We start from the raw sequence: 25790 nt of genomic DNA, 5'->3' as shown, positions 1-25790 counted from the left end.
TTTATAGCAATCATAATTATCGTTTCTTATCATAAAGGAGGCGTATGTATTTTGGACAAGATGAGTAAGGAAGCACTCGCGGTCAAACGCGCAGAACAGGCCTTTGACCGTAAGCGCCGTACTATCGGCCTGTTCGGTGGGCCTATCCTCGCACTCTTGGTCTTCCTGACCCCGATTGCCGGACTTACCGTACCGGCCCACAAACTGCTGGCCATCATGGTACTCGTTGCTCTGTGGTGGATCACCGAGCCTGTACCTATCCCGGTCACATCGCTGATTGGCCCGACACTGGCCGTCGTAACCGGCGTCGTACCAGTAGGGACAGCATTTGCCGCCTTTGCGAATCCGATGATTTTCCTGTTCATGGGCGGATTCATCCTCGCCAAGGCCATGATGACCCATGGACTCGACAAGCGTTTTGCCTACTGGCTGCTCTCACGTTCCTGGGTCGGCTCGAATCCTAAGCGCATCTTCCTGGCCGTCGGCCTTGCCGCCGCCCTGTGCTCAGGCTGGGTCAGCAACACGGCTACCGCAGCCATGATGTTCCCGATCTGCCTTGGCCTGTTGACCTCCATCAAGGAAATGTTCGCAGCCAATGGCCGTGAGATCGACCTGCATGAATACAAATATGCCACAGGACTTATGCTTATGACTGCATACTCCTGCTCGATTGGCGGCGTATTGACGCCAATCGGCACTCCGCCGAACCTCATCATGCTCGGTTTCCTCGATCAGATGTGTGACATCCATGTATCCTTCTTCGAATGGATGACCTGGGGCTTTATCGCGATGGTCATCTACTTCCTCATCGCTGCCTTTGTGCTCTCGCGTATGTTCCCCGCTGATGTGGAGCGCATCGACGGGGCGGATACCTTCATTCGCAACAAGCTCGCGGAGCTCGGCGGCTGGACGCTGGCACAGAAGAACACGCTGTTCTGCTTTATCGTTGCCGTAACCCTCTGGGTAACGCCGGGCATCCTCTCGATTGCCCTTGGCAGCACGGATCCTACGCTCAAGATGTACAACAAGCTGTTCCCAGAGGCCGTTGCCGCTATGGCCGGTGCTCTTATCCTGTTCATCCTGCCGGTCAACTTCGAGAAACGCCAGTTCACCCTCAAATGGCAGGAAGCCATGGAAGGTATCGAATGGGGCACGCTGATCCTGTTCGGCGGTGGTCTCGCCATGGGCGGTATGATGTATAAGACAGGTCTGTCCCAGTGGGTCGGCGACCTCATCGTCAGCTCCATGGGCGGCGCACCGTCCCAGATTGGCATGGTGGCCATCTTCTCAGTCATGGCCCTGCTGCTCTCGGAGCTCACGAGCCATACGGCTGCCACGAACATGATTGGCCCACTGGCCATCACCGCGGCAGTATCGGCTGGTCTCAGCCCGATTCCGGTCTCTGTCGGCATTGCCCTTTCCGCATCCCTCGGCTTCATGCTGCCGGTATCGACACCGCCGAATGCCATCGTCTACGCATCGGGCTATATCCCCATCACCAAGATGATCCATACCGGCGTCATCATCGACGTCGTTGGCATCGCTTGCGTGACGATTCCGTTGGTCATCTACTTTGTCAGCTGGGTCGTCGGCTAAGCCTGCCTTGACAAAAATCCCCGCGCGGCGTAAAGTAGAGGCAAAACGATACACGGGAGCCTGCAGACAGGCTGAGAGGAAGTTATGCACTTCGACCGCACCTGAGTTGGATAATGCCAACGTAGGAAAGTATGCAAAAAGATTCACAGGGACTATCCGAAATGGATAGTCCCTGTTTTTGTTGCCCCAAAGGAGGAATATCGATGTCACTAAGTCTCTGCCAGAACAACATCACCAAAGCCTGTGCGTTACGTAAGGCCCTGCCCCTCTATGCCATCACTGACCGGCGCTGCGGTCATCTCCGCCATCTTTGCCGCCCCGGATATACGAGCAGCAGCCACCCGGCTCCGCCAGCGTCTTTCCGCTCTCCTCACCAAAACTGCCTTGACCATTGCCGGCAGCGATGCCAGCGGCGGCGCTGGTATCCAGGCTGATCTGAAAACCATGCTGGCCTGCGGCGTCTACGGCATGAGCGCCATCACCGCCCTGACGGCCCAAAACACCACCGGCGTAGCTGGTGTATCCCCCTCTACTCCAGATTTTCTGTCCGCGCAGCTGGACAGCATCTTTGGCGATATCTTCCCCGACGCCGTGAAAACCGGCATGGTCTTTTCCGCCCCCCTTATCGCTGTGATTGCCGGCCGACTCCGCCAGCGCCAAGCCAAAAACATCGTGGTGGACCCAGTGATGGTTGCCACCAGCGGCGCCCGTCTATTGTCCGCAGATGCGATTACCGCCTTAAAGGAACAATTATTCCCTCTAGCGACGCTGATAACCCCGAACCTTAAGGAAACCGAAGCGCTGACTGGACTTTCGATCACGAACAAGGCAGATATGGAAACAGCCGCCCGGAAACTCCAGGCGGCTTATGGTTGCAACGTACTATGCAAAGGCGGTCATCGCCCAACCGATGCCGACGACCTGCTCTATACAGCTGACGGCCCCTTATGGCTGCCCGGCCGGCGCGTGGACAATCCCAACACGCATGGCACTGGCTGCACCCTGTCTGCGGCCATCGCAGCGCACTTAGCCAAGGGATACAGCCTGCCCCAAGCCGTACAGGCAGCCAAGGACTATCTAACGGGAGCCCTAACGGCCGGCCTCAATCTCGGCCATGGCGCCGGCCCTTTGCATCATGGCTGGAATCTGACCTCACTCGTTTAAAAGAATTTTAGCCGTTTCCTCATCAGTGACCAATACGTTGATAAGATGGCCGCGCAAAGCGCCCATAATCGCTGGCACTTTCTCCCGGGAAGCGGCCAAGCCGATGCTGTACTCCAGCTGACGCAGTTTTTCCAGTCCTACCGCAATGATCCTGTCAGAAAAAGGCGTTGTCACCTCACGACCATTGATATCATAAAACACCGAACATATTTCTCCTACTGCTCCTGTCTTGGCCAGCGACTCGATGGCCTCCCGGCCAAAACTGCCAGCCCAGACCAGGTTGGATGATTTTACTGGAGCGCCAATGCCTACGATACCGATGTCCAACCTGTCCCAATAGGAAGAAATCTTTTCATAGTTCACATCTTGTACAATAGCCTGACGGATAGCCGCAGTCTTGGCAATAGCTGGCGCATAGATATAATGACTGCGTCCACTGAAAGCCCGAGCCATCTGATAACAGATCGTATTCACATGAAACTCGCTGTCAATAGCTTCCGGTCCTCCATCAAGGGGAACGAAATCAATATCAAGCGGCGAGTTTTTTTCCTGTTCTGCATACTTAGCCAGCTCACTGATGCTTGTTCCCCAAGCCATACCCACTACCTTACCGTCACTCAAAATGCGGCGAATCAGCCGCAGCCCTGCCCGGGCCATCTGTTCCTTGATAAACTGCATATCGTAGCTCTTGGGCACCACACAGGCCTCTTTCAAGCCAAAACGGCGCTCCAAATCCGCTTCCAGCTCATCAAAGGAATCGCTTTCCACTGTTATCTTGACAATTTTATCTTTCAAGGCTTTTTTTAGATATTTACTGACTGTAGTACGATCAATTCCCATGCGTTGGGCTATCTCACTTTGTTTCAAGTTCTCTACATAATACATATTGGCCACTTTGACCAGAATACGTCTTTCTACTGGCTGCATTGAAATGACCTCCCTGCTTTTATGCGCGGAAAACTGGCACACAGAGGGTAATGTGCCAGTTTCACGAATTATGGATCTATCAGCCGCGAGTCTTACCACCAGCGACGTTATATGTTACACCATGGATGTAATTAGCCCGATCGCTAGCCAAGAACATCACCGTATCGGCTACTTCCGTAAGCTTGCCGCTGCGTCCCAGCGGTGTGGTCTTGGTGCTCTTGTAGCCCTTGCGCAAATCATCTACCGTAATGCCACGCGTGTAAGCCAATGCCTCTTCATAAGAGAGCGTCCGCAGGCCCGTTGCTTCCATAATGCCGGGAGCAATCCCCACTACGCGGACATTGTACTTACCCAGTTCCTTGGCCCAGGAACGCGTGAAGGAATTCACAGCATTCTTGGTGGCAGCATAAATGCTCTGCCCCTCAGAACCTTCCAGACCGCTTTCGGAGGACATGTTGATAATCACCCCCTTACCGTTGTCCACGAACTCGTGTCCCAAAGCCTGCGCCATCAAGTATACGCCCTTGATATTGACCCCGGTGACCTTATCATAGACATTGTCATTGAGCTCATGTTTGCCATGAGGGTCCTTAGGATCAACCAGCAGGCAGGGAATGTTGATGCCAGCATTATTGACCAGCACATCCAGTTTGCCGAATTTTTTCTTAGCCTGCTGAATCATATCCGAAATATTTTCCGGATTGGTGACGTTAGTGACCACATAGAGCATTTCACCGCTGCCCGCATGGAGATCAAATTCCGGCGCCTGCGGATTCATATCACAGACCACTACATTGGCACCATTATCCAGGAAGGCTTGTGCCACCGCCTTGCCAATACCGGAAGCACCTCCCGTCACTACTGCTGTTTTACCTTCTAAATTAAGCCATGAAGCCATACGAAACATCTCCTAAATTACAATCCTTTACGGTCTTACAATAGAAATTTCATCGCCAGGCACCACATCTACGATGGGTTTATCCTCCAGATAGAGACTGCCTTCCAGGCCTTCCCCTTCTTCATTGGCATTGAAGCGCAGGGTGATATGGCCCAAATCGCGAAGATTCTTCTGCACTTCGCTGCCGGCGTAGACGATCTTGTACTCAGCACTGCCCAGCTTGAATATATCGCCGGGCTGTACCTTGTCCTCCAGTTTATTGCCTCGATGGAGAATGCAATATTCACGCAGTTCCTCTGGTGCGTTCTCATTGAACATAATCAGCATTTTGGCATCTTTAAAGGAATGAACATTTACGCCTAGTTCCTGCACCGTAGTGCTATAATACTTCTTCATTGTAAGACCCCCTGAATTTTTCTTACTTTAAATAAGTCTTTGATAACAAATCCTATTAACCTTCATACAGACCAAAACTAGCCATCCAGGCCAGGATTACGGCAATCGGCCCCGTGATGAAACGCGAATACAGTACGGAAGGTACGCCAACCTCTACCGTTTCCGCCTCTGCTTCAGCCAGCCCCAAACCTACAGGAATGAAGTCGCAGGCGCACTGGGCGTTAATGGCAAAAAGAGCAGGTAATGCCAATGCCGGCGGAATTTGACCGTTGCCGATTTCCACACCGATGAGCACGCCGATAACCTGAGCAATAACAGCGCCCGGACCAAGGAATGGCGAGAGGAATGGGAACGAACAGATAAGCGACAGGATAACCAAGCCTACTGGCGAACTGGCCAATGGGGCCAAAAGATTGGCAATCACATCGCCGATGCCCGTGGTCAGGATAACACCGATCAGCATGGATACAAAAGCCATGAACGGCAGAATGGTCTTGATCATCGTATTAATGGAATCACGGCCAGCCTGATAGAATATGGATACGATACCGCCCATAAACTGACCGATTTTGGCCATCAAACTGCCTTCTGCCTGTTGCTGGGATATCTTTTTGCTGGTATCATACTTGGGTTTCTTCATCGGTTCTGCAAGGGATGCCGGTGCAGCTTCACCATCGCCGAATGCGATATTGTCCACCTTGACTGCCGATACGTAAATATCCGGTTTGATATGCTGTGCCAAAGGGCCGGACGGTCCGGTAGGATTCAAATTGATGGTGAAAATACGCTTCTGCGGATAGATTCCACAACGCAGCGTGCCACCACAATCAATAACCACAGCCAGCGTTTCTTCTTCAGGTACCCGCGTTTTAAAGCCATCCACAACTTCACAGCCCGTCATTTCCCCCAAACGGATGGATACAGGCGAAATCACGCCACCAGTAATGTTGACAATCTTATTTTTCGTTTCTGTCGGCACAAGGGTAAGCGGACCGCCAAAGCCGCCGGAACCAGCCGAAACAACTACGGTTTTATATTCTGCCATTTCATTTTCCCCCTATATCATCAAGACTTGATTGCGACAACCTGCTTCGAAAGTTTTACCCCCTGCTGTTTCTGTACATACGCCGTAGTAAAGTCGGTTACCCAGCCGCGCAGAAAGTTAATCACGATACCGATAAGAAAGTAACGCAGAGCCAAATCTACCGTCGGCAATCCCAGCGCCGATACACCATTGGCAATCCCCAGGAACACGAAAAGCTCGCCGGGATTTACATGAGGAAACAAACCGTTCAGCGTATGACAGGAAGCTGAACCAGCTGCATAATAAGAAGGCTTGTAATACTCCGGCATGAATTTCCCCAGTGACAAAGTCATCGGGTTGCAGAAGAAGAACGTTCCCACGACTGGGAGTAAGATATAACGGCTAAAAATATTGCCGGCACAGAGATGGGCAAACTTTTCAATGCGCTCATTCCCTACCAACAGAACGATGGAGTTCATCGCCACCAATAAGCAGATAAGCGTCGGGATAATTCCAGTCACCCAACCGGTGAGCACCTCTCCACCTTTATTGAACATACCGATAAAGCCTTGTGCGAAAAAAATCAATGTGTCCATTTTTTACCTTCTTTCCTCTTCATTCTCTGTATTGAAAGCTGCGGTCATTCAGCCAGAGCTGCCGTTTCTTCTGCATGCTGCTCCTGCTGCAACTCTTGATAATTCTCGTAATCCTGACGGGCGTTCAGCACCGCCGCTGTCACCTGCTTTCCTAACCCCTCACAATCCTCTTCAGTTATTGCAGGAAGAACTTTACCTCTCAGGGCTGGCAATTCCTTGAAACCAGCAAACACTGTGCGGCCAGCCATCGTTTCAGCATGCACGATTTCTGCCTGTTCATTGATGCAGATAAGCGCCACCGCTCCGGCCCGAAAGCCACCCTTGGCCTTGCCACAGGCTACCCGGCCATAACACCTCAGCTCCTTCAAATGTTTGTTGAAACGACCAAACTGCCATAGTCCCAGCAGCAACTGTAACACCCACATTCCTGCCGCTAGTAAAATCATCCAGCCCATAGTCAAATTCTCCTTTCCACAGCAAAATCATAACGCGCGCTATCTATCGATAACCTTCACATTTGTGATTTGTTATCAACTTTACAAGCTGTTTACAGGTATGATATTAGTTTATTTCCTCGTATACTTCAATAGTTTTTTATCATTTTCTCGTAAAAAACATCGTTTTTCCTTATTTTTCCGCTCGTATTTTCACTTATGTGATAAAAATATATAATATGTGAAAGTGTGCATATCTTCCCCAAACAACATATCCCCTAGTAAAATCAGGCAAAAAAAAGCTGTAGATAAAATGCCCACGCATTTCATCTACAGCTTTTTCAGCTTATCCGATAATCTTGAAACGATTGGATGGATCCGGCCTTGATGCCGTCAATCAATTCGCCGATTACCCGCGGATCAGAGTAATCAAGCGGCAGGAAGCAGGAGTCAGCCTTGTTATAATACTGGCGTACATCATTTTCCACCACCTGCAAATCCTGGCGGAACTTCAGCCGGCGCGCCTCGTAGTCACGCCCGGAACGGATATAGCCGCCACAGGTAATGATTCCCCAGAGGATGAAGAACAACGACCAGCCGACCTGCGGCATAAGACCTGCACCATAGAGCATCATATACACCACCACGGTAGCCAGGCAGCCGCCCAGCATCCAATGCATAAGTGATGGCGCCTGCCATTTCATCTGCATGAGCCAGAGATCTTCCATGACACCATACTTGCCGCGGTTCTGCAGGAAATACTCACGCAGCCGCTTCAGCTCCTGAAGCAGACGTGCCTTATCCGCAGGCACCGCTGCCAGCTCTTTGAGCTTCACTTTTTCGCTTGCCGGCTGTTCTTCCTTATCATCAGCCGGTTCTGCACAGAAGGGACATAATCTTACGCCCTCATCCAATACCTTGCCACATTTTCTGCAAATCATCGTTCTTCCTCCTTTCTTCGTAATACTTTGACTGTCTTCCTTGAGCAGTTCTTGGAAAAATCAACGATTTGAATCACTTCATGGTACTTCTATTGGTAACTTATAATATTCGCTATCAAAACGAAATCCCCTGCTTTCGCAGGGGATTTTTTTACATATTTCTACATAAATCGCTTATTTTGTGCGGAATTTGCCAACACTGTCCTTGAGCGAATCCGAGAAGGTCGACAATTCATTGCTCGATGCCGCACACTCCTCAGAAACCGCCGAGTTGTCCGTGACAACGCCGAGGATATCGCGGGAGAGGTTGTTCACCTGCTCCATCATATTCTGCTGTTCTAAGCTCTGCTGACGCAGCTGCTCGATGACCTTATCGACAGCCTCAGTATTTTCGGTGATTCCCGACAGCGAATCGGCCGCTGTACCTACGACTTTCGTACCGCTGTCGATAGCGGCCAAAGCCTTGTTGATAAGATCCTGGATATTCTGCGTGCTGAGCGCCGACTGCTCAGCCAGCTTGCGTACCTCCTCTGCGACCACAGCGAAGCCACGGCCAGCCTCGCCAGCACGAGCGGCCTCAATCGAAGCATTGAGCGACAGCAGTGCCGTCTGTCCGGTGATTTCGTCAAGCGTGCCCAGGATCGAGCGGATTTCCTCCGAAGCGGCGCTGATGTCATGCATCGCAGCCACTACGTTATCCATCTGCTTACGGCTCATCTCTATGCTCTCATTTGTCAGCCGGCTTGACTCACGCGCCTGCTCAACAAAAGATTCCACCTTGGCGTTTTCCGCCATCGTTGCATGAATCTTGTCCTGCAGATTCTGCACGCTTTCATTCTGCGACATTGCGCCCTCAGCCAAGCTCTGGGAAACCTTCGATACTTCACCAGAGCTTACCGCTACCTGCTCAGCCATATCGCCCATGCTTTCCATTTCCGCACAAAGTGTCTGGCGGATATGGTTGATATTGCGCTGGATCGGCTCATAGTCACCAATATACTTCATATCGGTGGTCGTCACGAGATCACCAGCGGCCATCGTATTGAGGTTCTTCTCGATGTCCTGCACATAGCCGAGGATGGCCGTGCGCATCTTGTTCAAAAGCTCATACAGAGCACCGATCTCATCCTGGCGCGGATAGCTGAATTTCTGTGTCATATGGCCATTGGCCAGCTTATTGACACTGTCTTCCAGCGCCGCCAGCGGATTCACGACGCGCTCCTGGAACGTATAATAGACACGGCGCAGTACCAGACCTACCGCAGCAATGAAGCCCGCAAGCAGTACATACAGCAGTACCGCCATCACGTCGACCAAGGTCTGTGCAGCCTCGACCATCTCATTGGTTTTGCCAAAATACGTTTCACTGACCTCGAGCAGATGGGCCGGGTTCTTCGTCTGCTCATACTCGGCAATCGCCGGCTTCACCTCGTTTTGCCAATAGGTTTCCGCCGCATCGCGCTTGCCAGGGAAGCTGCCCAGATGCACCCGGCTGCCCAGATCCTTGAGCAACCCCTCGATCTTCTGTGTCGTCTGGCTGGCATCAGCGCCGGCCAGCACCTGCTTGACAATGCGCTGGGAACCGCCGCGCACGACACCGGCATCATTCACCACCGCAACATAACTTGTAAACAGGTACAAACTAATCCCTACGATAACTACTACACCAACGACAATGGCAAATACCCGTGCCAAAAGCCGTTGAATCAAATATGCAATTGTCTCTTGCTGATTCAATTCCTTCACGCTCCCTTTCCCTGTCTCTCGTTAGTTATACCTGCCAACAGTATAACAAAAAAATTCTCACACAGGTGTGACTTTTATCACGCCTGTGTGAGAATTTTCTGTTTCCTTGTGTTTTTTAATTTTTCACAGCTTGCTTGATTTCTTCACGCGTGACTTTGCCCTCAGCCACGAGTTCATCGATCCATTTGCCATGATGCTTGGCCGCATAGCTGGCCTTAACCATACCATCGCACATGCCCTGCATCGAATCGGGATTGACGCCCAGCGCCAGATAAATATGACCGATAGCAGCAGCAAAACCGAAGCCTGCGCAAATACTGTGCAGAGGAATCATCCAGGTACGGATGGCAGGACTCACAAGCCCTTCGCCAAACCAGAGCACGGCGCCTGAAATGACAAGCAGTCCCCAGATGACAGCCTGCAGCAGGATGTTCATCTTCTCGCCGCCGTTGTAGAAGCTCTGAGGCGGGATGCCCTCGGGTTCCTTGCCGATGAGCTCAGCCGGGAACTTCTGGTTGAAGACGATATCATCGCGGCCAAAGCTCAGGACTTCCTTGACCAGACGGCGGATGCCATCATGAGCCGTTACCAGACCGATAATCGGATTAGCAATGAAAATGACGGCAAAAACGCGATGTGCGTATTGCAGCGTCGCGGCACCGAACATGTCATACAAGAACCGGAAGGTATCCGTATAGAGCGGCAGCGCCGTCAGGAATAACAGGAAGAAGCTGATGGCATTGATCCAATGGAAATAGACAAAGCCCATCTTATGACGCTTGATGTATTTCTTGTTTACGAGCATCTTATTTCCCCTCCTTTTTGCTGGTCATGCCTTTCAGCGCTGCCATACCCAGCACGCCAACGATGGCACCAGCTCCGGCCAGCTTGCCGAGCGGACGCACGACATCCTTCCAGAGGTTGATGGAATCCGGCGTCTGCGGATTTTCCGGCAGGCCATAGACCGCCGGCTTCTCTGGCAGTACATAGAGCATATGGATGCCGCCTACGCCCTGCGGGTTGTAGACATTGGCCTCCGGATAGCCTTCCTGTCTGAGGATTTCCACCCGCTTTTCCGCGCGCTGGAGCATTTCTTCTTTCGTACCAAAGCGGATAGCGTCAGCCGTGCAGGTCTTCGAGCAGGCTGGCTCCATGCCTTCCGCGATGCGGTCAAAGCAGAGGTCACACTTCGTGGACTTGTTGGTCTCCTTGTTGACCTTCGGTACATCAAAGGGGCAGTTATGGGTGCAGTAGCCGCAACCCACGCATTTTTCTTCATCGATGACGACAGCACCATTGGGCAGCTTGTCGATGGCTTCCTCGGGACAGCCCTTGGCGCAGGCCGGGTCAGCGCAGTGCATGCACTGGCGCTTGAAGAAGTCCCAGTGGAATTTGCCCGCAGCATCCACGCGCTCGTTCATCTGGATGAGATTCCAGGTCGTCGGGGTCAGCTCTTTATGGGACTGATACTGTCCTTCAAAGGGCGTTGACATATCGGCCGGCAGGTCGTGCCACTGCTTGCAGGCGACCATGCAGGCACGGCAGGCGCTGCAGCGTGCCACATCATGCAGCATAGCGATTTCTTGTGCCATTATAGTTCTCCTTTCATACTCGCAAATACACAGTTTTACGCATTAGCGAGCATTACGCTTCCTTTTTTCTGGAGACTCTTCTCCTCACCGAGAAAATCGAGATGGATTGTCGCCCAATCCCGCAAATAAACTTCTTCCTCGCCTTCCTCATTATATGTCTTGAGGTAAGCATGGCATTTGTCACAGACATCGAGGCGCATAGCAGCCTCGCCCTCGGGCTCAAGGATATGCATTTCCTTGAGATCGTCGTTGCCGCAGTAGACACAGCCGATGCGCGCATAAGGCCAGACCGTATGGCAGCCGTCACAGGCCAGCACACGGGCGCGGCCCTCCTGCTCCTTGCGCAGCTGCGCGAGAACCGGCTGGCGCCCGCAGACCGGGCAGTAATTACGTTTCCAGCCGATTCCCTGCCAGAAAACTGGGTCTTTGAGCTCGGCGGGAACCAAGACTTCGACCAGCTGCCATCCCAGCGTGCGAACCAGCGCTTCATTGAGCTTATTGTCTGCAGCAAAGCTCTGGATCTCCGCATCTTCCTGCCGCAGCAGATAGTCGAAGAACTGCTGGATTTCCGTGAGTTCAGCTTCCGCCGTCCAGCTCTGCCAAGCATTGAGGGCGGCTTTCATCATTTCCGGCGCCTCGATGTCCTTGAGGGCCTCAAGACAATCCCCCAGCGACACTGCGGCCACCTTGACCATGGTACGCTGGAGCTGCGGCTGCTGCAAAAGCGGCATGCCGTCCTTGACGAGATTTGCAATGTCATCCTTTTCAGGAAAGGAAACCGGCGAGACTGCACCTGTAAGGATTTTCTCCATAGCAAGCTGCAAGTTAGCCGTTTCCGCGAGGAAAGGGTGTTTCTTCAGATATTCATCCATGGGTGATTTCTTGGCGGTTTTCATAAAAGTCTCCTAATATCATACAGATTATGCTTTCACGATGTTGACCAGGCAGGCCTTGAATTCCTGCTCCTGTGTATTCGGGTCGAGGGCATCGATGGTCAGGTAGTTGGTGCTAGGTCCCTTTGCCAGGCCCTTGAAGCCCCAGCTGTACGGCATCCAGACCATATGCGTCTCTTCACCGTTGACGGTAAGCGGCTGCGCGCGTTTCGTGACCATGGCTTTGACCACGACAGCACCACGGGCCGAGCTTACTTTTACCTTGTCGCCCTCTTTGATGCTGAGTTTCTTGGCCAGCTGCTCGCTGATCTCGACAAACGGTTCCTTGACCAGCTCATTTAGCCACGGGATGTTGCGCGTAACCGTACCGGAGCACCAGTGCTCCGCAATACCCGAACTCGTCAGCACATACGGGAATTTATCCTTCGTGCCCAGCGGCTGTTTTTCCGGAACGCGCGGATATTTGACACAGGGATTGAACTGGGCCAATTCATTCGTATGCAGTGCATTGTGGGTCGGGCTTTCGACCGGCTCGTAGAATTCCGGCAGTGGGCCATCGACTGGCGTCGAGGAGGCATCGCGGGTCATGCCATCGGGGTTCTTGTCCTTATAGGTGGCAGCAAAGAGGCGGCCGATGCCTTCGCCGTTCATGCGGAACGGCTTCTGGCCGTCCGGCGTATCCGGGCCAGCCGTGCGGTTGCCAACGTCCGGTACATCGTAGCCCGTCCACTTGCCAGCGGCTGCATCCCACCAAACCAGCGGATGCTCTTTATCCTTCGGCGTGCCGTCCGGGTTGCAGGAGGCACGGTTGTAGAGGATATGGATGTTATCCGGCCATACCCAGCCGAACTGCGGGAAGATGCCGATATCGCCTGGATCTTCCTGGCCACGGCGTTTCGTGCGGTTGCCCTCACGGCTGATATAGCCGGCATAGATCCACATGCCCGAAGCCGTCTCGCCGTTGTCCTTGAGTTCGCCGATACCGTTGACGAGCTCACCCGTGGCCACGTTGTAGCCACTGATTTCCTTCATGACGTCTTCGATGTAGTTTTCCTGGGAATAATTCCAAGACATGTATTGGATCGGCTCGTCCTTTTTCTCCGTGGAATCTTTGTAGAGTTCGCGGATGCGTTTCCAAAGCATGTCGTTGATCAGGTAATCCGGCTTGGATTCGCCCACCGGTTTCGGTCCCTGCATACGCCACTGAATCAGGCGCATGGAGTTCGTGATCGTGCCCTCGCGCTCAAGATAGGAGCAAGCCGGCAGGAAGATGACTTCCGTCTGGATCTCGCTCGGGTTGTCGCCCGGGCGGTTCCAGAACTCCGCCGTCTCGTTAACGAAAATATCCTGCACGATAAGCGAATCCATCTTGCAAAGGCCATCATGGACCATCGTGAGGTTCGCATTCGTCATCTGCGGGTTCTGGCCGCAGAGATAAAGCGCATGCATCGTGCCCTTCCAGGCATCCTCAAAGATAGCATAGATGGAATCCGGATGATTGCCGTTGCGGATAGCACCATAATCGAAGCCATAGCCATTCTCCGGCGTAGCATGCTCGCCGAACCAGGCCTTCGTCATATTGACATACCATTTGCGGCGGAACGTACCATAAGCCTCGGTCCAGGACTTGAGGTCCGGCGTCTTATGCGTCGGATGGACGAGATAGCCCGGCTGCATATTGAACTCGATGCCAAAGTCCGTGGATGCCTGAACGTTTGGCTGCCCGCGCATCGCGATGATGCCTGCGCCGGGGATGCCGACATTGCCTTTCAAGAGCTGCATGATCGTAAAGCAGCGGATATTCTGTACGCCCACCGTATGCTGGGTCATGCCGAGAGCATACATGATGATGGCCGGTTTGTCGTTTTCAATCCAGATGGAAGCGGCGCGCTTGGCATCCTCAGCCTTCATGCCCGTGATGTTTTCCACCATCTCGAGGGTGTAGCGGCTGTAGAATTCCTTGAGCCGCGACATAACCGTATTGGGGGCAAAGAGGTCATTAGCCTTCTGGGGTTTGCCATCGGCACCGAGGGCATAGCCCCAGGTCTCCGTATTGGTATAGGCCTTTTTCTCCGGATCATAGCCTGAGAACAGACCATCGTCAAATTTGAAGTCATCGCGGAGCAGGCAGGCACCGTTGGTGTTCTGCAGGACGTACTCCTTGTTGAATTTGCCAGATTCCAGCATCTCATGGATGATATAGCCCATGAAGACGATATCCGTGCCCGGACGTACCTGGAAGAAATCGTCAGCAATCTTCGACGTACGCGTAAAGCGCGTATCCACATGGACGATTTTCGAGCCGTTCTTCTCACGGGCAGCCATGACATTCTTGAGGCCCATCGGGTGACACTCGGCCAGGTTCGAGCCCTCAATCCAGATGAGGTGCGTGTTCTTGATATCCGCCCAGGGATTCGTCATGGCTCCGCGGCCAAAGGCAGCGCCCAGAGCCGGCGGCGTATTGGCGTGACAGACGCGGGTCTGGTTGTCGATATAGACAACGCCGAGGGCCCGGGCCATCTTGATATTCTGATAGCATTCCTCGTTGTTGATCTGGGAACCGCCGATAAAGGCCAGACCATCGGTACGGCGAACCTCATAGGTCTTGCCATCGATTTCTTCGGTCTGTTTCCAGCCTTTCTCACGGGCATTCTTCATGGCATGAGCAGCCTTGTCGATAGCCTCTTCCCAGCTGATTTCCTCCCAGTGGTCGCTGCCCGGTGCACGGTACAGCGGCTTTTGCGGACGCTCCTTTGAGTTTGGGATATGGCCATAGCCCAATCCCTTGCTGCAAAGAGCACCACGGTTGATCGGGCTGTCAACAGCACCTTCGAGCTGGATGAGTTTATCGTCCTTCACGTAGCCGATGACGCCACAACCACAAGCGCAGAAGTGGCAGATCGAGGTAAACTCCCGTGCCCCCTTGAGCTTGAATTCTTTTGCGGCAGCCTTGACCTTCGGCATGTCGAGTCCCAGGCTGGCCATGGCAAGGCCGATGCCGCTGAGACCTGTGGCTTTCAAGAAGTCACGCCTGCTCAAATTCATCAAAACTTCCTCCTTTAGTCTCCTAAAACCATTTCTTGTATCTATAAAATCAACAATGTTACATAAATAAAAACTATTCAATATAGCATAAGACTATAAAGAATCAATATGTTACATTTATGATTCTATGCAAAAATAATATAGCGTTTTATGCCTCTTTTTCTACCCGTGGGGCATCCGCGACGATAATCCGCTCAGGATTCGTGTAGATACAGAAGCTCCCGGGACGCATCCGCGCCACCAAGGTAATCCCCAATTTCTTTGCCAGCCGCAGCGACAGCGTGGTCGGCACCGACTTAGCAGCCACGGCGCCAATGCCCATACGGCCAAGCTTCAGCATCATCTCCGAGGAACAGCGGCCGCTGAAAATGATGATCTTATCCGTAAGGTCAATCCCCTGCCGCAGCGACCAGCCATAGAGCTTGTCAAAGACGTTGTGACGGCCGATATCCTCGCGGAATACCAGGATACGGCGCTGCCGCTGGTCGTAGAGGATGCCGCTGTGCACGCCATTGGTCTTCTCGTGGGTAGCCGCCAGCTCCGACAGCAATTTGTCCGCGCAAGCCAGGATATCCTGGGCCACGAACTGCACCGCCCGAGGCCGGGCAAAGATGCGCTCAGGAGCGCAGTCCAGGATCTCACGGGCCGAATAGTAACGCGGATCCTCGGCGGCATGAGCCGCCCACTGCTGGGCAGCCGCCGTGGTCTCCACATGGACCGTAAAGGCCTTCTCATCAATGCTGAGCCCCTCGATGTCGCTGACGTTACGGATATATCCCAGCTGCGCCAGCATGCCCGTCACCAGATCCTCCAGATCCCCTGGCGAGCAAAAGGAGGTCGTAAGCAAGACACCGTTGAGATAGATGTCCAGATAGCGCTCGATGGACGTATACTTGTGGTCCTCGACGATCTGCCCCTGCTGCGCATCGTAACGCGTCACAGGGAAATCGATAAGCTCTGTATCTCTTGGCTGCATAGCAAACGCCTCCTAATCAAACTTCCGGCATCAGTTTATCCTTTCGTCTTGTTTCTGGCGACGACTTTTATCACAACAAGACGAAATCCGTCATCGCCATAGCCATGGTAACAAAGTTTTTGTCCATTGGCAAACGACAAAAAAACCGGCCAAAGGCCGGTTATAAATAAAGATAATCTTATCATTATTGATTTTTGTGTCATTTGTCCCAGCGTCGATAAGGCAACAGCAAAAAGTCTGACAAGTCGCTTAGAAGTCTTTCCCCATAAGGAATCTGACCAGCTGCTCCGCCCTGGCAATATCGTCGATGCCATAGCAATATACCTGCTCATCCTTTACTGCTTGCGGGATTTCCCCAGCAAACAAGGCCACAGTGTCTGCATCGATCAGCGGCTCTCCCAATCCGCGCCAGAGAGACAGCTTGGGCACTGTGCCATGGCTGCGGCTTTCGATCAACACGAGATCTACGCTCTCCATCTTGGCCGCCACCGAAAGCAGCGAGGCCCGCTTGGCCGTCCGGCGCTGGATGAAGTAGCCATCCGGCGACACCACGGCCACTGCATCGGCACCAGCCTGGGTAAACCGCCAGCTATCCTTGCCCTCCACATCGACATCGTAGCCATGGCAGTCGCCCTTGACCACACCCACGCGTATCCCTTGAACGCCAAGACGCGGAATCAGCCGCTCGATAAAGGTCGTCTTGCCAGTATTCGACACGGGTGCTGCCACTGTGACCAGCGGGATTTCCCGCCGGCTGTTGGCCAGCCGCCCGCGGGCCAGCCTCATATCCGCAGGCGTATTGGCATTGAAAAAGCAGTTGACGCGCGGTACAGGCACCAGCTGATGAGATGCCCCAGCGATAACCTTGCCGAGCTTGCGCTCGCCAGCAGCCAGCGAGTCAGCAAAGCGCACAGCCATGTCGCGATGATAGAGGGCTGCCAGCGGCTGCCGCCGTCCCCCGGCTTCAGCCAGTACCGCCTGCCAATCCGCCGTGTCCGTCAATATATCCAACAAAGGCTGCATCGCCGAAAACGAAAAAAACGGCATATCGCAGGAAACGGCCATGCCATAGGCCGTCCGCATCGCCGCAAGGCCGCAGCGCAGCCCCTCCATCGGGCCAACGCCTGCCTGCTCATCGGCCAACAGCATAAAATCATACTGCCCGGCCAGAGCCAAAAGCTCCGGCGTCTCGCGCTCCACACATAGGAACCTCTGCCTAAAGGACTGGCGCTGGGCTTTGCGCAGCAGGCGCTCGAGCATCGCTGTCCCGTCAAGTTCCAGCCAGCGCTTGTCCTGCCCCATCCGCGAGCTTTGACCGCCCGCAATGACCAGAAGGCTTATCGCTGAAATATCCATATCATTTCCGTCCGCACTCGCCTGCATCGCCGCGCAGGATCTCGATGCCATGCTGCAGCTGCGGCAGGACGAAACCCAAACACTCCTCCACAGCTTTGGCGCTGCCCGGCAGATTGACAATGAGGCTGCGGCGGCAGATACCCGCCTGGGCGCGGCTCAGCATGGCCCGCGCCGTGACCTTCATCGACAGTGCCCGCATGGCCTCGGGGATTCCCGGTGCCAGCCGCTCACAGACTGAAAGCGTCGCCTCTGGCGTGATATCCCGAGGCGAAAAGCCCGTGCCGCCAGTCGTGACGATAAGGCCGATGCCGCGGGCAGCATACTCCTTCATCTTATCTTCCAGGGCCGTCTGCTCATCGGGCAGGATAGTCATTTCGGCCACCGTATAGCCAGCTGCCTCCAGCATTTCCTTGACCTTCGGACCGCTCTTATCGACGCGCTCGCCGCGGCTGCCCTTGTCGCTGGCCGTGATGATGGCCGCATCCAGGGGCAGCTTTTCACCAGCTGGCACCAGCACCAGCTCATCGCCGACAGTCACGCGGCCGCCATGCAGGACGCGGGCAAAGACACCCTCCCGGGGCATGATGCAATCACCGACCTGCTCGCGGATGGCACAGCCCTTATGGCATTCCTTACCGATCTGCGTAATCTCAAACCAAGCCTCGCCAGCGCGCAGCCGCGTGCCGACAGGCAGTTCCTTGAACCGGAACCCTTCCGCCACGACATTTTCACCAAAGGAGCCAAACTTCACATCAACGCCAAGCTTGCGGAAATCCTCGATTTCCTTGAGTCCCAGGAAACTGACCTGGCGATGCCACTTGCCCGCATGAGCATCGCCAGCGACGCCCCATTCTGTCTCAAATACGACAGTGTCTACTGGTACCTTCAACGTTCCCTTCTTCTCACTGACGCAAAGCGCCTGAATCTTTCCCATTGATTAGCCTCCTACTTGAACCATAGCCCGGCTGTCGCGGGCGTCATTATCTTTAGCGAGGAAAAAATGCTCCTCGGGTTTATGATAGATCGCATGATAAACGGCCAGACGCAGATTGTCGTCACTGATGCCATCACGCAATAGCTTGCGGATATCGATCCCCGTCTTCGCATTGAGGCAGAGTTTCAAGAATCCTTCCGCCGTCAAACGCACGCGGTTGCACGAGGCACAGAATTTATGCTCCATCGCATCGATGAAACCAACCTCGCCCTTAAAGCCCGAAAGCCGATAGTATACGGCTGGGCCATTGACGGCTCCTGCCTTTATGCCTGCGGCCTTCAGCGGCCCGTAGGCGCGCTCGATAAGAGCGCGTACCCTGTCCATCGCTACGCCCTTATAGCCGACCTCATAGGCACAGCCAATGGGCATGAGCTCGATGAACCTCACCTTGACCGCCCGGTCACGTGCCAGTCCCACCAAGGCCGGTATCTCTTCTTCATTGACACCGGCAATCGGCACGCAGTTGAACTTGATATCCGTAAGGCCCAGGGCCTGCAAGCTTTCGATGCCTTTTTCTACCCGCTCAAAGAGCGGCCGCCGCGTGATCTCGGCAAAGACATCCGGGCGCAGCGTATCAAGGCTGATATTGACACCGCTTAGTCCCGCCGCCACCAGCGGCCCGGCCAGCTCGTCGAGCAGGACGCCATTGGTCGTCAGCACCACCTGCTCAATGCCTGGCACGCTGCGGATAGCCCTCACAAGGTCAACAATCCCCCGGCGCACCAGCGGCTCGCCGCCTGTCAGCCGCACCTTGCGCACGCCAAGCGCTGCCAAGGCCTGCACCACGCGCAGGATCTCAGCAAAAGTCAGGATATCCTCATGGTGCAGCTTTTCGATGCCAGCCTCAGGCATGCAGTAGCGGCAGCGCAGGTTGCAGCGATCCGTCAGCGAGATGCGCACATATTCGATTTTGCGTTGATACTGATCGATCATACTCGAAAACACCGCCTGTACTCACAACAAGATGATATCGACCTTCGTCCCTGCCGGCAGCGGATCGGTGCCCGCCGGAATCGCGACAAAGGCATTGCAGCCCACCACCGAGAACAAGCTGCCCGAGGCATGCTGCTGGGGCAGACGCACCTTGCCATTCTCATGATAGGCGCGGATGAAACGGCGCCCCTTGCTGGCCTTCGGGAAGGCATCGGTAAGCACCGCCTGCCCATGTCGCACGGCAAGATCCTGTTCGCCGCTCAGTTCCACGAGCACAGGCCGCGCGATGAGCTCAAAGGTCGCATAGGCCGCAAAGGGATTGCCCGAAAGCGCAATGCCGAGCGTCTTGCCAAAGGTATAGGCAATCGACGGGCCGCCTGGTTTCATGCAGACGCGCCAGAAAAGACGCTTGCCAATCTTATCGACAACACCGTGCATGATATCCTTCTTGCCCACGGACACACCGCCAGTCGTCAGGAACAGATCGACCTTGTCCTGCCATTTGGCAATCTCAGCAGCAGCCGCATCGACATCGTCAGGCAGGATGCCGAGCACCTCGGGTTCAAAGCCCAGCTCGCGCAATCTGCCGCTGAGGCTGTAGAGGTTGCTGTTATAGATCTTGCCCGGTGCCAAGGGGTCTCCTGGCTGCAGGAGCTCGTCCCCCGTGCTCGCAATGGCTACGCGCACCTTGCGGATGACCTTGACCGCCGCCAAGCCCATGCTGGCAAACGCTCCGAGATGCGCTGCCGTAAGCCGCGTCCCCGCCTTGGCCAGCAATGTTCCCTTGCGGATATCCTCGCCAGCAAAGCAGTAGTTCTCATGATGATGAAGTTCATACGGCACGCAGAGCGTATCGCCAGTGACCGTGACCTCTTCCTGCCGCACGACACAGTCGCAGCCAGCGGGAATCGCCCCGCCCGTCATGATGCGCACCGCAGAGCCAACAGGCACTGACTGGTCAAAATACTGGCCGGCGCATTCCTCGCCGATGATGGTCAGGCGGGCCGGATGATCTTTATCCGCCCCAGCCGTCGCCTGGGCCGCAAAGGTATAGCCGTCAAGTGGTGACCGGTCAAAGGGTGGATTGTCGAAAGGTGCGATGTAATCCTCGGCCAGCTGGCGGCCCAAGGCCTCCATCAAGGGAACCTCCTCAGCCTCACGGACCCTGTCAACCTGGGCCAACAGCATATCTATGGCTTTTTCCAGAGAAATATCCTGCATCGTACTCCCTCCTTAGTGTTGGAACCCGCAAACCGGGAAATGACAGGTCTTGCAGTTCATGCAGAGACCACCAATACCAAAATGACGAATCTCACGGCGGGTCAAGCGCTCGCCAGTCATGACTCGCGGCAATATGAGGTCAAACACCGTACGGGCCGCATACATGACGCAGCCCGGCAACCCCATAACGGGAATGGTTCTGCCTTCATACTCCAAATAACTCAGCAGAAACATAGCGCCCGGCAGTACCGGTGCACCGTAGGTGATGATATCGGCACCAGCATCGCGGATGGCCGCTGGCGTGCGGTCATCGGGATCGACGCTCATGCCCCCCGTGCAGATGATCATATCCATGCCAAGATCCACGAGCTCACGGATAGCATCCCGGGTATGCTCCGTCACATCATCGGTGATGCGGTGCTCGTCGATCTTCAGGCCAAAGGGTTTGAGCTTGCCCGCAATGACCGGCGTAAAGGTGTCCTCGATGCGGCCCAGGAAGACCTCGGTGCCCGTCGTCACCACGCCGACCTTGATGTCCTTCTGATAGGGGCGCAGTCGTAGGAGCGGCTTATCGCCAGCCACTTTCTTGACCTGCTCCATCTTGTCCTTCTTGATGACCAGCGGGATCACGCGCATGCCCGCCAGTTTCTGGCCCGCCTTTACCGGCATGTTCTGGGGCAGCGTGGCTATCGTCACATCGTCAAGCTCGTTGACATCGTCAAACCTTGACTCGTCAACCTGGAAGACGCCGTCAACAGTTGCCGTGAGCTCAATCTTGCCCTCTTTGGGCTCCGAGGCCGTCATGTACTCATTCTGGCAGAGCTGCCGCAGGATTTCGGCCGCATCATTCTCATGCAGGACGGTGTCATCGTTTTCCCAGACATAGATATGATCCTTGCCCACGGACAACAGCACCGGGATATCTTCCTCCGTAATCACATGCCCCTTGCGGAATACAGCATCTTTCGTCACACCTTTGATGATCTGCGTGATATCATGGCAGAGGATCTGTCCCACAGCATCTACGGTTTTCATTTCCTTCATATGGCTTACTCTCCTATCATATCCACCAGAAATCCCGAAACAAAAAAGACTATCCCTACGAAAAGGATAGTCTCCACCTGTCATGCAGCCTAGAACTCCTTTTCAAATCAGGAAGGTCCCGGCGTTTCCCCCGGGGCCCCGGCTAAATATCATAGCGTATCTGCTCATGCCTTAGATATTTTCGCTCGGAGTCGATATTTTTTCACTTACTATTATTATACACGAAAAACTGCCAAAATGCTTATGATTTTTGTCACTCTCTTATAGAACATATTTATAGTAATTATTTTTGTTTATCCTTCCGCAGCAGCTGGGCCTTCGTAATGCCCCCTTCGCCAAACTTCGCCCGGATCTTGTCGATGGCCGCATAGAGATTCTCCTTCTTGGCCTCGTCGTGGAACAGATTGAGCTCAGCACCATCGTCAAAGCCTCCGGCGCTGACACCGAGCAGGCGGATGCCGCGGAAGATCCGCAACTCGCGGAAAAGGCTGCAGGCCGTATGATAGATTTCCTCATCATAGCAGGTTGCCTCAGGCAATGTGCGGCTGCGCGTATATGTCTTGAATCCCTGTGAGAGCCGCAGCTTGAGCTGAATTGTCCGCGCTTTCTCGCCAGCCTTGCGCAGGCGCCAGCCCACCTTGCAGGAAAGGTCCAGCAGCACGCGCTCCGCATCTTCTGCGCATTGGAGATCCTCGGTGAAGGTCACCTCTTTACCGATGGACTTGGCCCGCTCACGGGGCGCTACACTGCGATTGTCCCGCCCGCGGGCCAGTTCATAGAGATGACGCGCCGTATGCTCACCGAAGTGATGATACAGCTTGTCGTAATCGGTGCCATAGAGATCCCCGATCGTGCGGATACCCAGCTGCTCCAGCTGCGCATTCATTTTGCGGCCCACGCCCCAGATGCGCCCCACCGGCAAGGGGTCGAGAACCTGCCTGATGGTCTCCTTGGTGATGATGACAAGGCCATCAGGCTTATCGAGGTCTGAAGCCAATTTAGCCAGGAACTTGTTCGGTGCGATGCCCACCGAAGCCACGATGCCTGTCTTCGCCTTGATTTCCGCCTTGAGCTTTTTCGCATAGCTTAGCGGCGTCCCCATGATGCGCTCCATGCCGGTGAGGTCGAGGAAAGCCTCATCGATCGACAGCGGCTCGATGACTGGCGAGTAGCGGGCAAATATCGCAAAGATGGCCGCTGATACCTCCGCATAGCGCTGGTAATTGCCCGTAAGGAAGATGCCCTGCGGGCAGAGCTGCTGGGCGCGCACCATCGGCATCGCCGAATGGACGCCGAACCGACGGGCCTCATAGGAGCAGGTCGACACCACGCCACGGCCCGCAAGGCCGCCGACAATCAGCGGTTTGCCGCGATACTCAGTATGATCGTTCTGTTCCACCGACGCAAAGAACGCATCCATATCCACATGCATGACCAACCGTTCCACAAGCCATCCTCCTCTCATTTCTCTTCGTGCCTTCATTATATAGAAAGAACCCCGAAAAAGCAAACACCTTTTCGGGGTTCTTCCTTAACTTAGGTTATAGGGTATGAGAATCTTGGGGATTTCTCAGGGGAAACTTAAACATGAATCTCTTCCCAGCGCTCCTCGAGCTCCTCGACGATACGCGCATGCTCGCTTTCGGTCAGCGTGACCTTAGCGCGATAGATGAAGGTAGCCAGGATCAGCAGCACGACTGGTGCCGCAAACATGATGAGCTGGAACTTGAGCAGATTCGGCGCCGAGATATCCGCAGCCGTGGCATTGCCCGTCATGCCGACCCAGATGGCCGTCATGCCGATGATGCCGCTGGTGACAGCGCCGGCAAGTTTATCGATGAGCGGACGCACGCAGAGGCAGACTGCCTCATCACGATGGCCGAGCTTGAGCTGGCCATACTCAACCGAGTCCGTAATCGTCATGAGGACGACCAGGAAGATCAGCGGCTGCGGCAGGGCAAACAGGCCAGCGCCGATGAGGGCCATGGTGACATTCGTACCTGCCATGAAATAGATAGCCAGAGCTGCCACCATGATGGCAATCGAGGACAGGAACAGCTTACGGCGGCTGAACATCGTCGTCAGCACCGGGAACAGCGCCACAGCCAGCAGGCCGATGACGACATTGATGATACCGAGAATCGAGAATTTCGTTGCATCGCCGATAACATAGATAAAGTAGTACAGGTTGAAGTTGTTGACGATATTCTGGCCAAGGCCAAAGACAAGATAAGCAACTGCCATCCACAGCAGCTGGTCGTTCTGAGTCAGGACTTTGAATACATCCTTAGCCGACGTATCCGTCTTGTTCTCACGCAGCGCCGACTCCTGCTCCTTCGTACCCAGGCCCAGGATGATGGCACCGAGAGTTGCGATGCCGCCGCCGATGCAGGCAAAGGCCAACCAACCCGTCGGATCGCCGGCGCCGCCATTCTGGTTCAGCGAGAAATAAAGGACAACCGGCATGACGATGACCGTGATGAGCTGACCGCCGAATACCGAACCGATACGGGCAATCGTCGCCGTGATCTCACGCTCATGCGAGTCAAAGGACAGGGCCGGGATCATCGACCAGATAGCGACATCCTTGGCCGAGTAGAATACATCCATGATGAAATAGACGATAGCGAAAACGATAAGATAGAGCGTCGGATTCGTGACAGCCAGACCGCCCATGTCCGTAAACAGCAATGCCAGCGTGATAGCGGCGACAAATGCACCGACGAGAACCCATGGCTTGAATCTTCCCCAGCGCGTCTTGGTCTTATCGATGATGTTGCCGATGAACGGATCGATAAAGAGCTCCGCGATGCGCAGCACGAGGATTATCGTCGTGACAATACCGATCATATAGGCATCGCGCGTCGCATCCTCCGAACGGAACAGGTTGCTCGTGACGAAAATCATGAAGTACGTGCCCAGCATGGCATAGAACACATCATGGCCAAAGGTTCCGCAGGCATAAGCAATGCGTGGCCACATACTGCTTTTTTTCTCTGACATAAGGAAATGCCCCCCATTGATAGTTTTTCTGACAAAAAACAAATCCGTTATGATGATTGATTATTGCTGGATCCCCTTGGCCGCACACATATACGTGATCAGGCCATCCGCAATAGCATCCAATGAATCATGGCTCGTATTGACAACTACATCATAGTTCTGACCTTCTCCCCAGGTACGCCCCGTATAATAGTTGTAGTAACGCGCACGCTTGGCATCCTCGCGGTCAAGTTCCTTGAGCGATTTGCCGCCATAGACCGTCTTGCCACGTTCCTCCCGATACTCGTCATCGGCACAGACGAAAATAGAGAAAACGTTATCATTTTTACGCAGGACATAATCAGCGCTGCGGCCCAAGAAAATACACGGACCGTCTTTGGCTATCTTGCGGATAGCCGCCGACTCCGACAAGAACATTCCCTGACTGCTTTCCCCCATATGCGTGCCAAAGGAATGGAACGGGATAAAGCTCATGGACAACGGCTTGACATTGTTCTCCATCTCCAAGAGCTCTTCCTCGCTGAGGTCGTCGATACCGAGCTTGGCCGCTGCGATATGGACGATCTGCCGATCATAAAGCTTGAGCCCAAGCTTTTCTGCCAGGATACCGGCCAGCTCACGGCCACCAGCACCATACTGGCGGCTGATCGTAATCACTGGATAATCACTCATAGAAAATTCCTCCTCTGTTCATGTAAACGTTTTCTAGTCTTTCCAAAAAAAATAGGAAGTTCCCGGAAATCGTTTTTTCGCATGAACTAATAGAAAACGATTTCTTTATCTATTATTATAGCGTGTTTTGTAGATAATGCAATATGTTTTATAAAAGTAGTAATTTTCAGTTTATTCTATGATTGCAGTGATGTACGATTCCTACAATATAATAAATTGCAGTTTGTCTGTCAGTGCGTGCGGAACGGAATCCTGATAGTACGCAGCTCGGGGTTCACGGGGTAGTACTTTTTCTGTTTCCGCTGAATGGACCGTACGACCAGAACTACGGACTTAGTT

23 protein-coding genes and 2 riboswitches are annotated in these 25790 nt (G+C 54.0%); of the genes, 2 read left to right on the top strand and 21 right to left on the bottom strand.

What is annotated here, in order from left to right:
• Positions 1 to 60: 60 nt before the first annotated feature.
• Together BM322_RS05365 and thiD are read left to right on the top strand one after the other, a co-directional pair.
• The gene (locus BM322_RS05365) at positions 61 to 1596 is read left to right on the top strand and encodes a DASS family sodium-coupled anion symporter (RefSeq protein WP_177220829.1); all 1536 of its coding nucleotides are present in this window, start codon (positions 61 to 63) and stop codon (positions 1594 to 1596) included.
• A 42-nt stretch (positions 1597 to 1638) separates the two neighbouring features.
• Positions 1639 to 1742: riboswitch (TPP riboswitch) on the top strand.
• A gap of 124 nt (positions 1743 to 1866) precedes the next feature.
• Positions 1867 to 2760 (top strand): bifunctional hydroxymethylpyrimidine kinase/phosphomethylpyrimidine kinase, encoded by an 894-nt coding sequence (gene thiD / locus BM322_RS05360; protein ID WP_082334388.1) that lies wholly within the window; start codon positions 1867 to 1869, stop codon positions 2758 to 2760.
• Here thiD and BM322_RS05355 read toward each other — a convergent pair.
• From BM322_RS05355 to BM322_RS05255, 21 genes are all read right to left on the bottom strand, one after another.
• The gene (locus tag BM322_RS05355; RefSeq protein WP_075428884.1) at positions 2749 to 3687 is read right to left on the bottom strand and encodes a sugar-binding transcriptional regulator; all 939 of its coding nucleotides are present in this window, start codon (positions 3685 to 3687) and stop codon (positions 2749 to 2751) included. The two genes, thiD and BM322_RS05355, sit on opposite strands and share 12 nt — an antisense overlap.
• 79 nt (positions 3688 to 3766) lie before the next feature.
• A complete protein-coding gene (locus tag BM322_RS05350; RefSeq protein WP_075428883.1) occupies positions 3767 to 4585 on the bottom strand; it encodes an SDR family oxidoreductase in 819 nt (272 codons plus the stop codon).
• A gap of 27 nt (positions 4586 to 4612) precedes the next feature.
• Positions 4613 to 4981, bottom strand: coding sequence for a PTS glucitol/sorbitol transporter subunit IIA (locus tag BM322_RS05345; protein ID WP_075428882.1), 369 nt, complete (start codon positions 4979 to 4981; stop codon positions 4613 to 4615).
• A 55-nt stretch (positions 4982 to 5036) separates the two neighbouring features.
• A complete protein-coding gene (locus BM322_RS05340) occupies positions 5037 to 6026 on the bottom strand; it encodes a PTS glucitol/sorbitol transporter subunit IIB (RefSeq protein WP_075428881.1) in 990 nt (329 codons plus the stop codon).
• Between the two features lie 20 nt (positions 6027 to 6046).
• Positions 6047 to 6601 carry a PTS glucitol/sorbitol transporter subunit IIC gene (locus tag BM322_RS05335; RefSeq protein ID WP_028129868.1) on the bottom strand — a complete coding sequence of 185 codons (555 nt, stop codon included), beginning with the start codon at positions 6599 to 6601 and terminating at the stop codon, positions 6047 to 6049.
• 44 nt (positions 6602 to 6645) lie between these two features.
• Complete coding sequence (locus BM322_RS05330; RefSeq protein ID WP_075428880.1) at positions 6646 to 7056, bottom strand: transcriptional regulator GutM; 411 nt, start codon at positions 7054 to 7056, stop codon at positions 6646 to 6648.
• Positions 7057 to 7376: 320 nt separating this feature from the next.
• The gene (locus BM322_RS05325) at positions 7377 to 7976 is read right to left on the bottom strand and encodes a hypothetical protein (RefSeq protein WP_075428879.1); all 600 of its coding nucleotides are present in this window, start codon (positions 7974 to 7976) and stop codon (positions 7377 to 7379) included.
• 174 nt (positions 7977 to 8150) lie between these two features.
• Positions 8151 to 9686 (bottom strand): methyl-accepting chemotaxis protein, encoded by a 1536-nt coding sequence (locus tag BM322_RS05320; protein ID WP_318254541.1) that lies wholly within the window; start codon positions 9684 to 9686, stop codon positions 8151 to 8153.
• Positions 9687 to 9837: 151 nt separating this feature from the next.
• Positions 9838 to 10527 carry a formate dehydrogenase subunit gamma gene (locus BM322_RS05315; RefSeq protein ID WP_075428878.1) on the bottom strand — a complete coding sequence of 230 codons (690 nt, stop codon included), beginning with the start codon at positions 10525 to 10527 and terminating at the stop codon, positions 9838 to 9840.
• A gap of 1 nt (position 10528) precedes the next feature.
• Complete coding sequence (locus BM322_RS05310) at positions 10529 to 11314, bottom strand: 4Fe-4S dicluster domain-containing protein (RefSeq protein ID WP_075428877.1); 786 nt, start codon at positions 11312 to 11314, stop codon at positions 10529 to 10531.
• Between the two features lie 35 nt (positions 11315 to 11349).
• Complete coding sequence (locus tag BM322_RS05305; protein WP_075428876.1) at positions 11350 to 12210, bottom strand: formate dehydrogenase accessory protein FdhE; 861 nt, start codon at positions 12208 to 12210, stop codon at positions 11350 to 11352.
• Positions 12211 to 12234: 24 nt separating this feature from the next.
• Positions 12235 to 15252 (bottom strand): formate dehydrogenase-N subunit alpha, encoded by a 3018-nt coding sequence (gene fdnG, locus BM322_RS05300; RefSeq protein WP_075428875.1) that lies wholly within the window; start codon positions 15250 to 15252, stop codon positions 12235 to 12237.
• 148 nt (positions 15253 to 15400) lie between these two features.
• Positions 15401 to 16228, bottom strand: coding sequence for a formate dehydrogenase accessory sulfurtransferase FdhD (gene fdhD / locus BM322_RS05295; protein ID WP_075428874.1), 828 nt, complete (start codon positions 16226 to 16228; stop codon positions 15401 to 15403).
• A 249-nt stretch (positions 16229 to 16477) separates the two neighbouring features.
• Positions 16478 to 17584: a molybdopterin-guanine dinucleotide biosynthesis protein B gene (gene mobB / locus BM322_RS05290; protein WP_075428873.1), complete on the bottom strand. Its 1107-nt coding sequence runs from the start codon at positions 17582 to 17584 to the stop codon at positions 16478 to 16480.
• A gap of 1 nt (position 17585) precedes the next feature.
• Complete coding sequence (locus BM322_RS05285) at positions 17586 to 18518, bottom strand: MOSC domain-containing protein (protein ID WP_075428872.1); 933 nt, start codon at positions 18516 to 18518, stop codon at positions 17586 to 17588.
• A 3-nt stretch (positions 18519 to 18521) separates the two neighbouring features.
• Complete coding sequence (gene moaA, locus BM322_RS05280; protein ID WP_075428871.1) at positions 18522 to 19511, bottom strand: GTP 3',8-cyclase MoaA; 990 nt, start codon at positions 19509 to 19511, stop codon at positions 18522 to 18524.
• Between the two features lie 21 nt (positions 19512 to 19532).
• Positions 19533 to 20732, bottom strand: a complete 1200-nt coding sequence (locus BM322_RS05275) for a molybdopterin molybdotransferase MoeA (protein WP_075428870.1) — start codon at positions 20730 to 20732, stop codon at positions 19533 to 19535.
• Positions 20733 to 20744: 12 nt separating this feature from the next.
• Positions 20745 to 21776 carry a molybdopterin-binding protein gene (locus BM322_RS05270; RefSeq protein ID WP_075428869.1) on the bottom strand — a complete coding sequence of 344 codons (1032 nt, stop codon included), beginning with the start codon at positions 21774 to 21776 and terminating at the stop codon, positions 20745 to 20747.
• A 79-nt stretch (positions 21777 to 21855) separates the two neighbouring features.
• Positions 21856 to 21979: riboswitch (molybdenum cofactor riboswitch) on the bottom strand.
• Positions 21980 to 22059: 80 nt separating this feature from the next.
• Positions 22060 to 23223 (bottom strand): DNA polymerase IV, encoded by a 1164-nt coding sequence (locus BM322_RS05265; RefSeq protein WP_075428868.1) that lies wholly within the window; start codon positions 23221 to 23223, stop codon positions 22060 to 22062.
• A gap of 134 nt (positions 23224 to 23357) precedes the next feature.
• On the bottom strand, positions 23358 to 24779 hold the full coding sequence (locus tag BM322_RS05260) for a glycoside-pentoside-hexuronide (GPH):cation symporter (protein WP_075428867.1): 1422 nt from the start codon (positions 24777 to 24779) through the stop codon (positions 23358 to 23360).
• 60 nt (positions 24780 to 24839) lie between these two features.
• On the bottom strand, positions 24840 to 25451 hold the full coding sequence (locus BM322_RS05255; RefSeq protein WP_075428866.1) for an AAA family ATPase: 612 nt from the start codon (positions 25449 to 25451) through the stop codon (positions 24840 to 24842).
• Positions 25452 to 25790: the final 339 nt, after the last annotated feature.

Origin of the sequence: Selenomonas sp. GACV-9, assembly GCA_900116485.1 — a bacterium.
In the GTDB taxonomy this organism is placed as follows: domain Bacteria; phylum Bacillota; class Negativicutes; order Selenomonadales; family Selenomonadaceae; genus Selenomonas_A; species Selenomonas_A ruminantium_G.
The sequence above is the reverse complement of the archived record's forward strand: the minus strand, read 5'-3'. Positions and strand labels throughout refer to the sequence as shown.

Bases quoted from the DNA above. Each gene is read 5' to 3' on its own strand.
- BM322_RS05345 (WP_075428882.1), bottom strand. From the start codon at position 4,981: ATGAAGAAGTATTATAGCACTACGGTGCAGGAACTAGGCGTAAATGTT.
- BM322_RS05260 (WP_075428867.1), bottom strand. From the start codon at position 24,779: ATGTCAGAGAAAAAAAGCAGTATGTGGCCACGCATTGCTTATGCCTGC.
- BM322_RS05275 (WP_075428870.1), bottom strand. From the start codon at position 20,732: ATGCAGGATATTTCTCTGGAAAAAGCCATAGATATGCTGTTGGCCCAG.
- BM322_RS05310 (WP_075428877.1), bottom strand. From the start codon at position 11,314: ATGGCACAAGAAATCGCTATGCTGCATGATGTGGCACGCTGCAGCGCC.
- BM322_RS05350 (WP_075428883.1), bottom strand. From the start codon at position 4,585: ATGGCTTCATGGCTTAATTTAGAAGGTAAAACAGCAGTAGTGACGGGA.
- BM322_RS05330 (WP_075428880.1), bottom strand. From the start codon at position 7,056: ATGGGCTGGATGATTTTACTAGCGGCAGGAATGTGGGTGTTACAGTTG.
- BM322_RS05325 (WP_075428879.1), bottom strand. From the start codon at position 7,976: ATGATTTGCAGAAAATGTGGCAAGGTATTGGATGAGGGCGTAAGATTA.
- BM322_RS05340 (WP_075428881.1), bottom strand. From the start codon at position 6,026: ATGGCAGAATATAAAACCGTAGTTGTTTCGGCTGGTTCCGGCGGCTTT.
- fdnG (WP_075428875.1), bottom strand. From the start codon at position 15,252: ATGAATTTGAGCAGGCGTGACTTCTTGAAAGCCACAGGTCTCAGCGGC.
- BM322_RS05270 (WP_075428869.1), bottom strand. From the start codon at position 21,776: ATGAAGGAAATGAAAACCGTAGATGCTGTGGGACAGATCCTCTGCCAT.
- BM322_RS05305 (WP_075428876.1), bottom strand. From the start codon at position 12,210: ATGAAAACCGCCAAGAAATCACCCATGGATGAATATCTGAAGAAACAC.
- BM322_RS05355 (WP_075428884.1), bottom strand. From the start codon at position 3,687: ATGCAGCCAGTAGAAAGACGTATTCTGGTCAAAGTGGCCAATATGTAT.
- fdhD (WP_075428874.1), bottom strand. From the start codon at position 16,228: ATGCAGCCAAGAGATACAGAGCTTATCGATTTCCCTGTGACGCGTTAC.
- thiD (WP_082334388.1), top strand. From the start codon at position 1,867: ATGCCATCACTGACCGGCGCTGCGGTCATCTCCGCCATCTTTGCCGCC.
- BM322_RS05315 (WP_075428878.1), bottom strand. From the start codon at position 10,527: ATGCTCGTAAACAAGAAATACATCAAGCGTCATAAGATGGGCTTTGTC.
- BM322_RS05335 (WP_028129868.1), bottom strand. From the start codon at position 6,601: ATGGACACATTGATTTTTTTCGCACAAGGCTTTATCGGTATGTTCAAT.
- BM322_RS05255 (WP_075428866.1), bottom strand. From the start codon at position 25,451: ATGAGTGATTATCCAGTGATTACGATCAGCCGCCAGTATGGTGCTGGT.
- moaA (WP_075428871.1), bottom strand. From the start codon at position 19,511: ATGATCGATCAGTATCAACGCAAAATCGAATATGTGCGCATCTCGCTG.
- mobB (WP_075428873.1), bottom strand. From the start codon at position 17,584: ATGGATATTTCAGCGATAAGCCTTCTGGTCATTGCGGGCGGTCAAAGC.
- BM322_RS05285 (WP_075428872.1), bottom strand. From the start codon at position 18,518: ATGGGAAAGATTCAGGCGCTTTGCGTCAGTGAGAAGAAGGGAACGTTG.
- BM322_RS05365 (WP_177220829.1), top strand. From the start codon at position 61: ATGAGTAAGGAAGCACTCGCGGTCAAACGCGCAGAACAGGCCTTTGAC.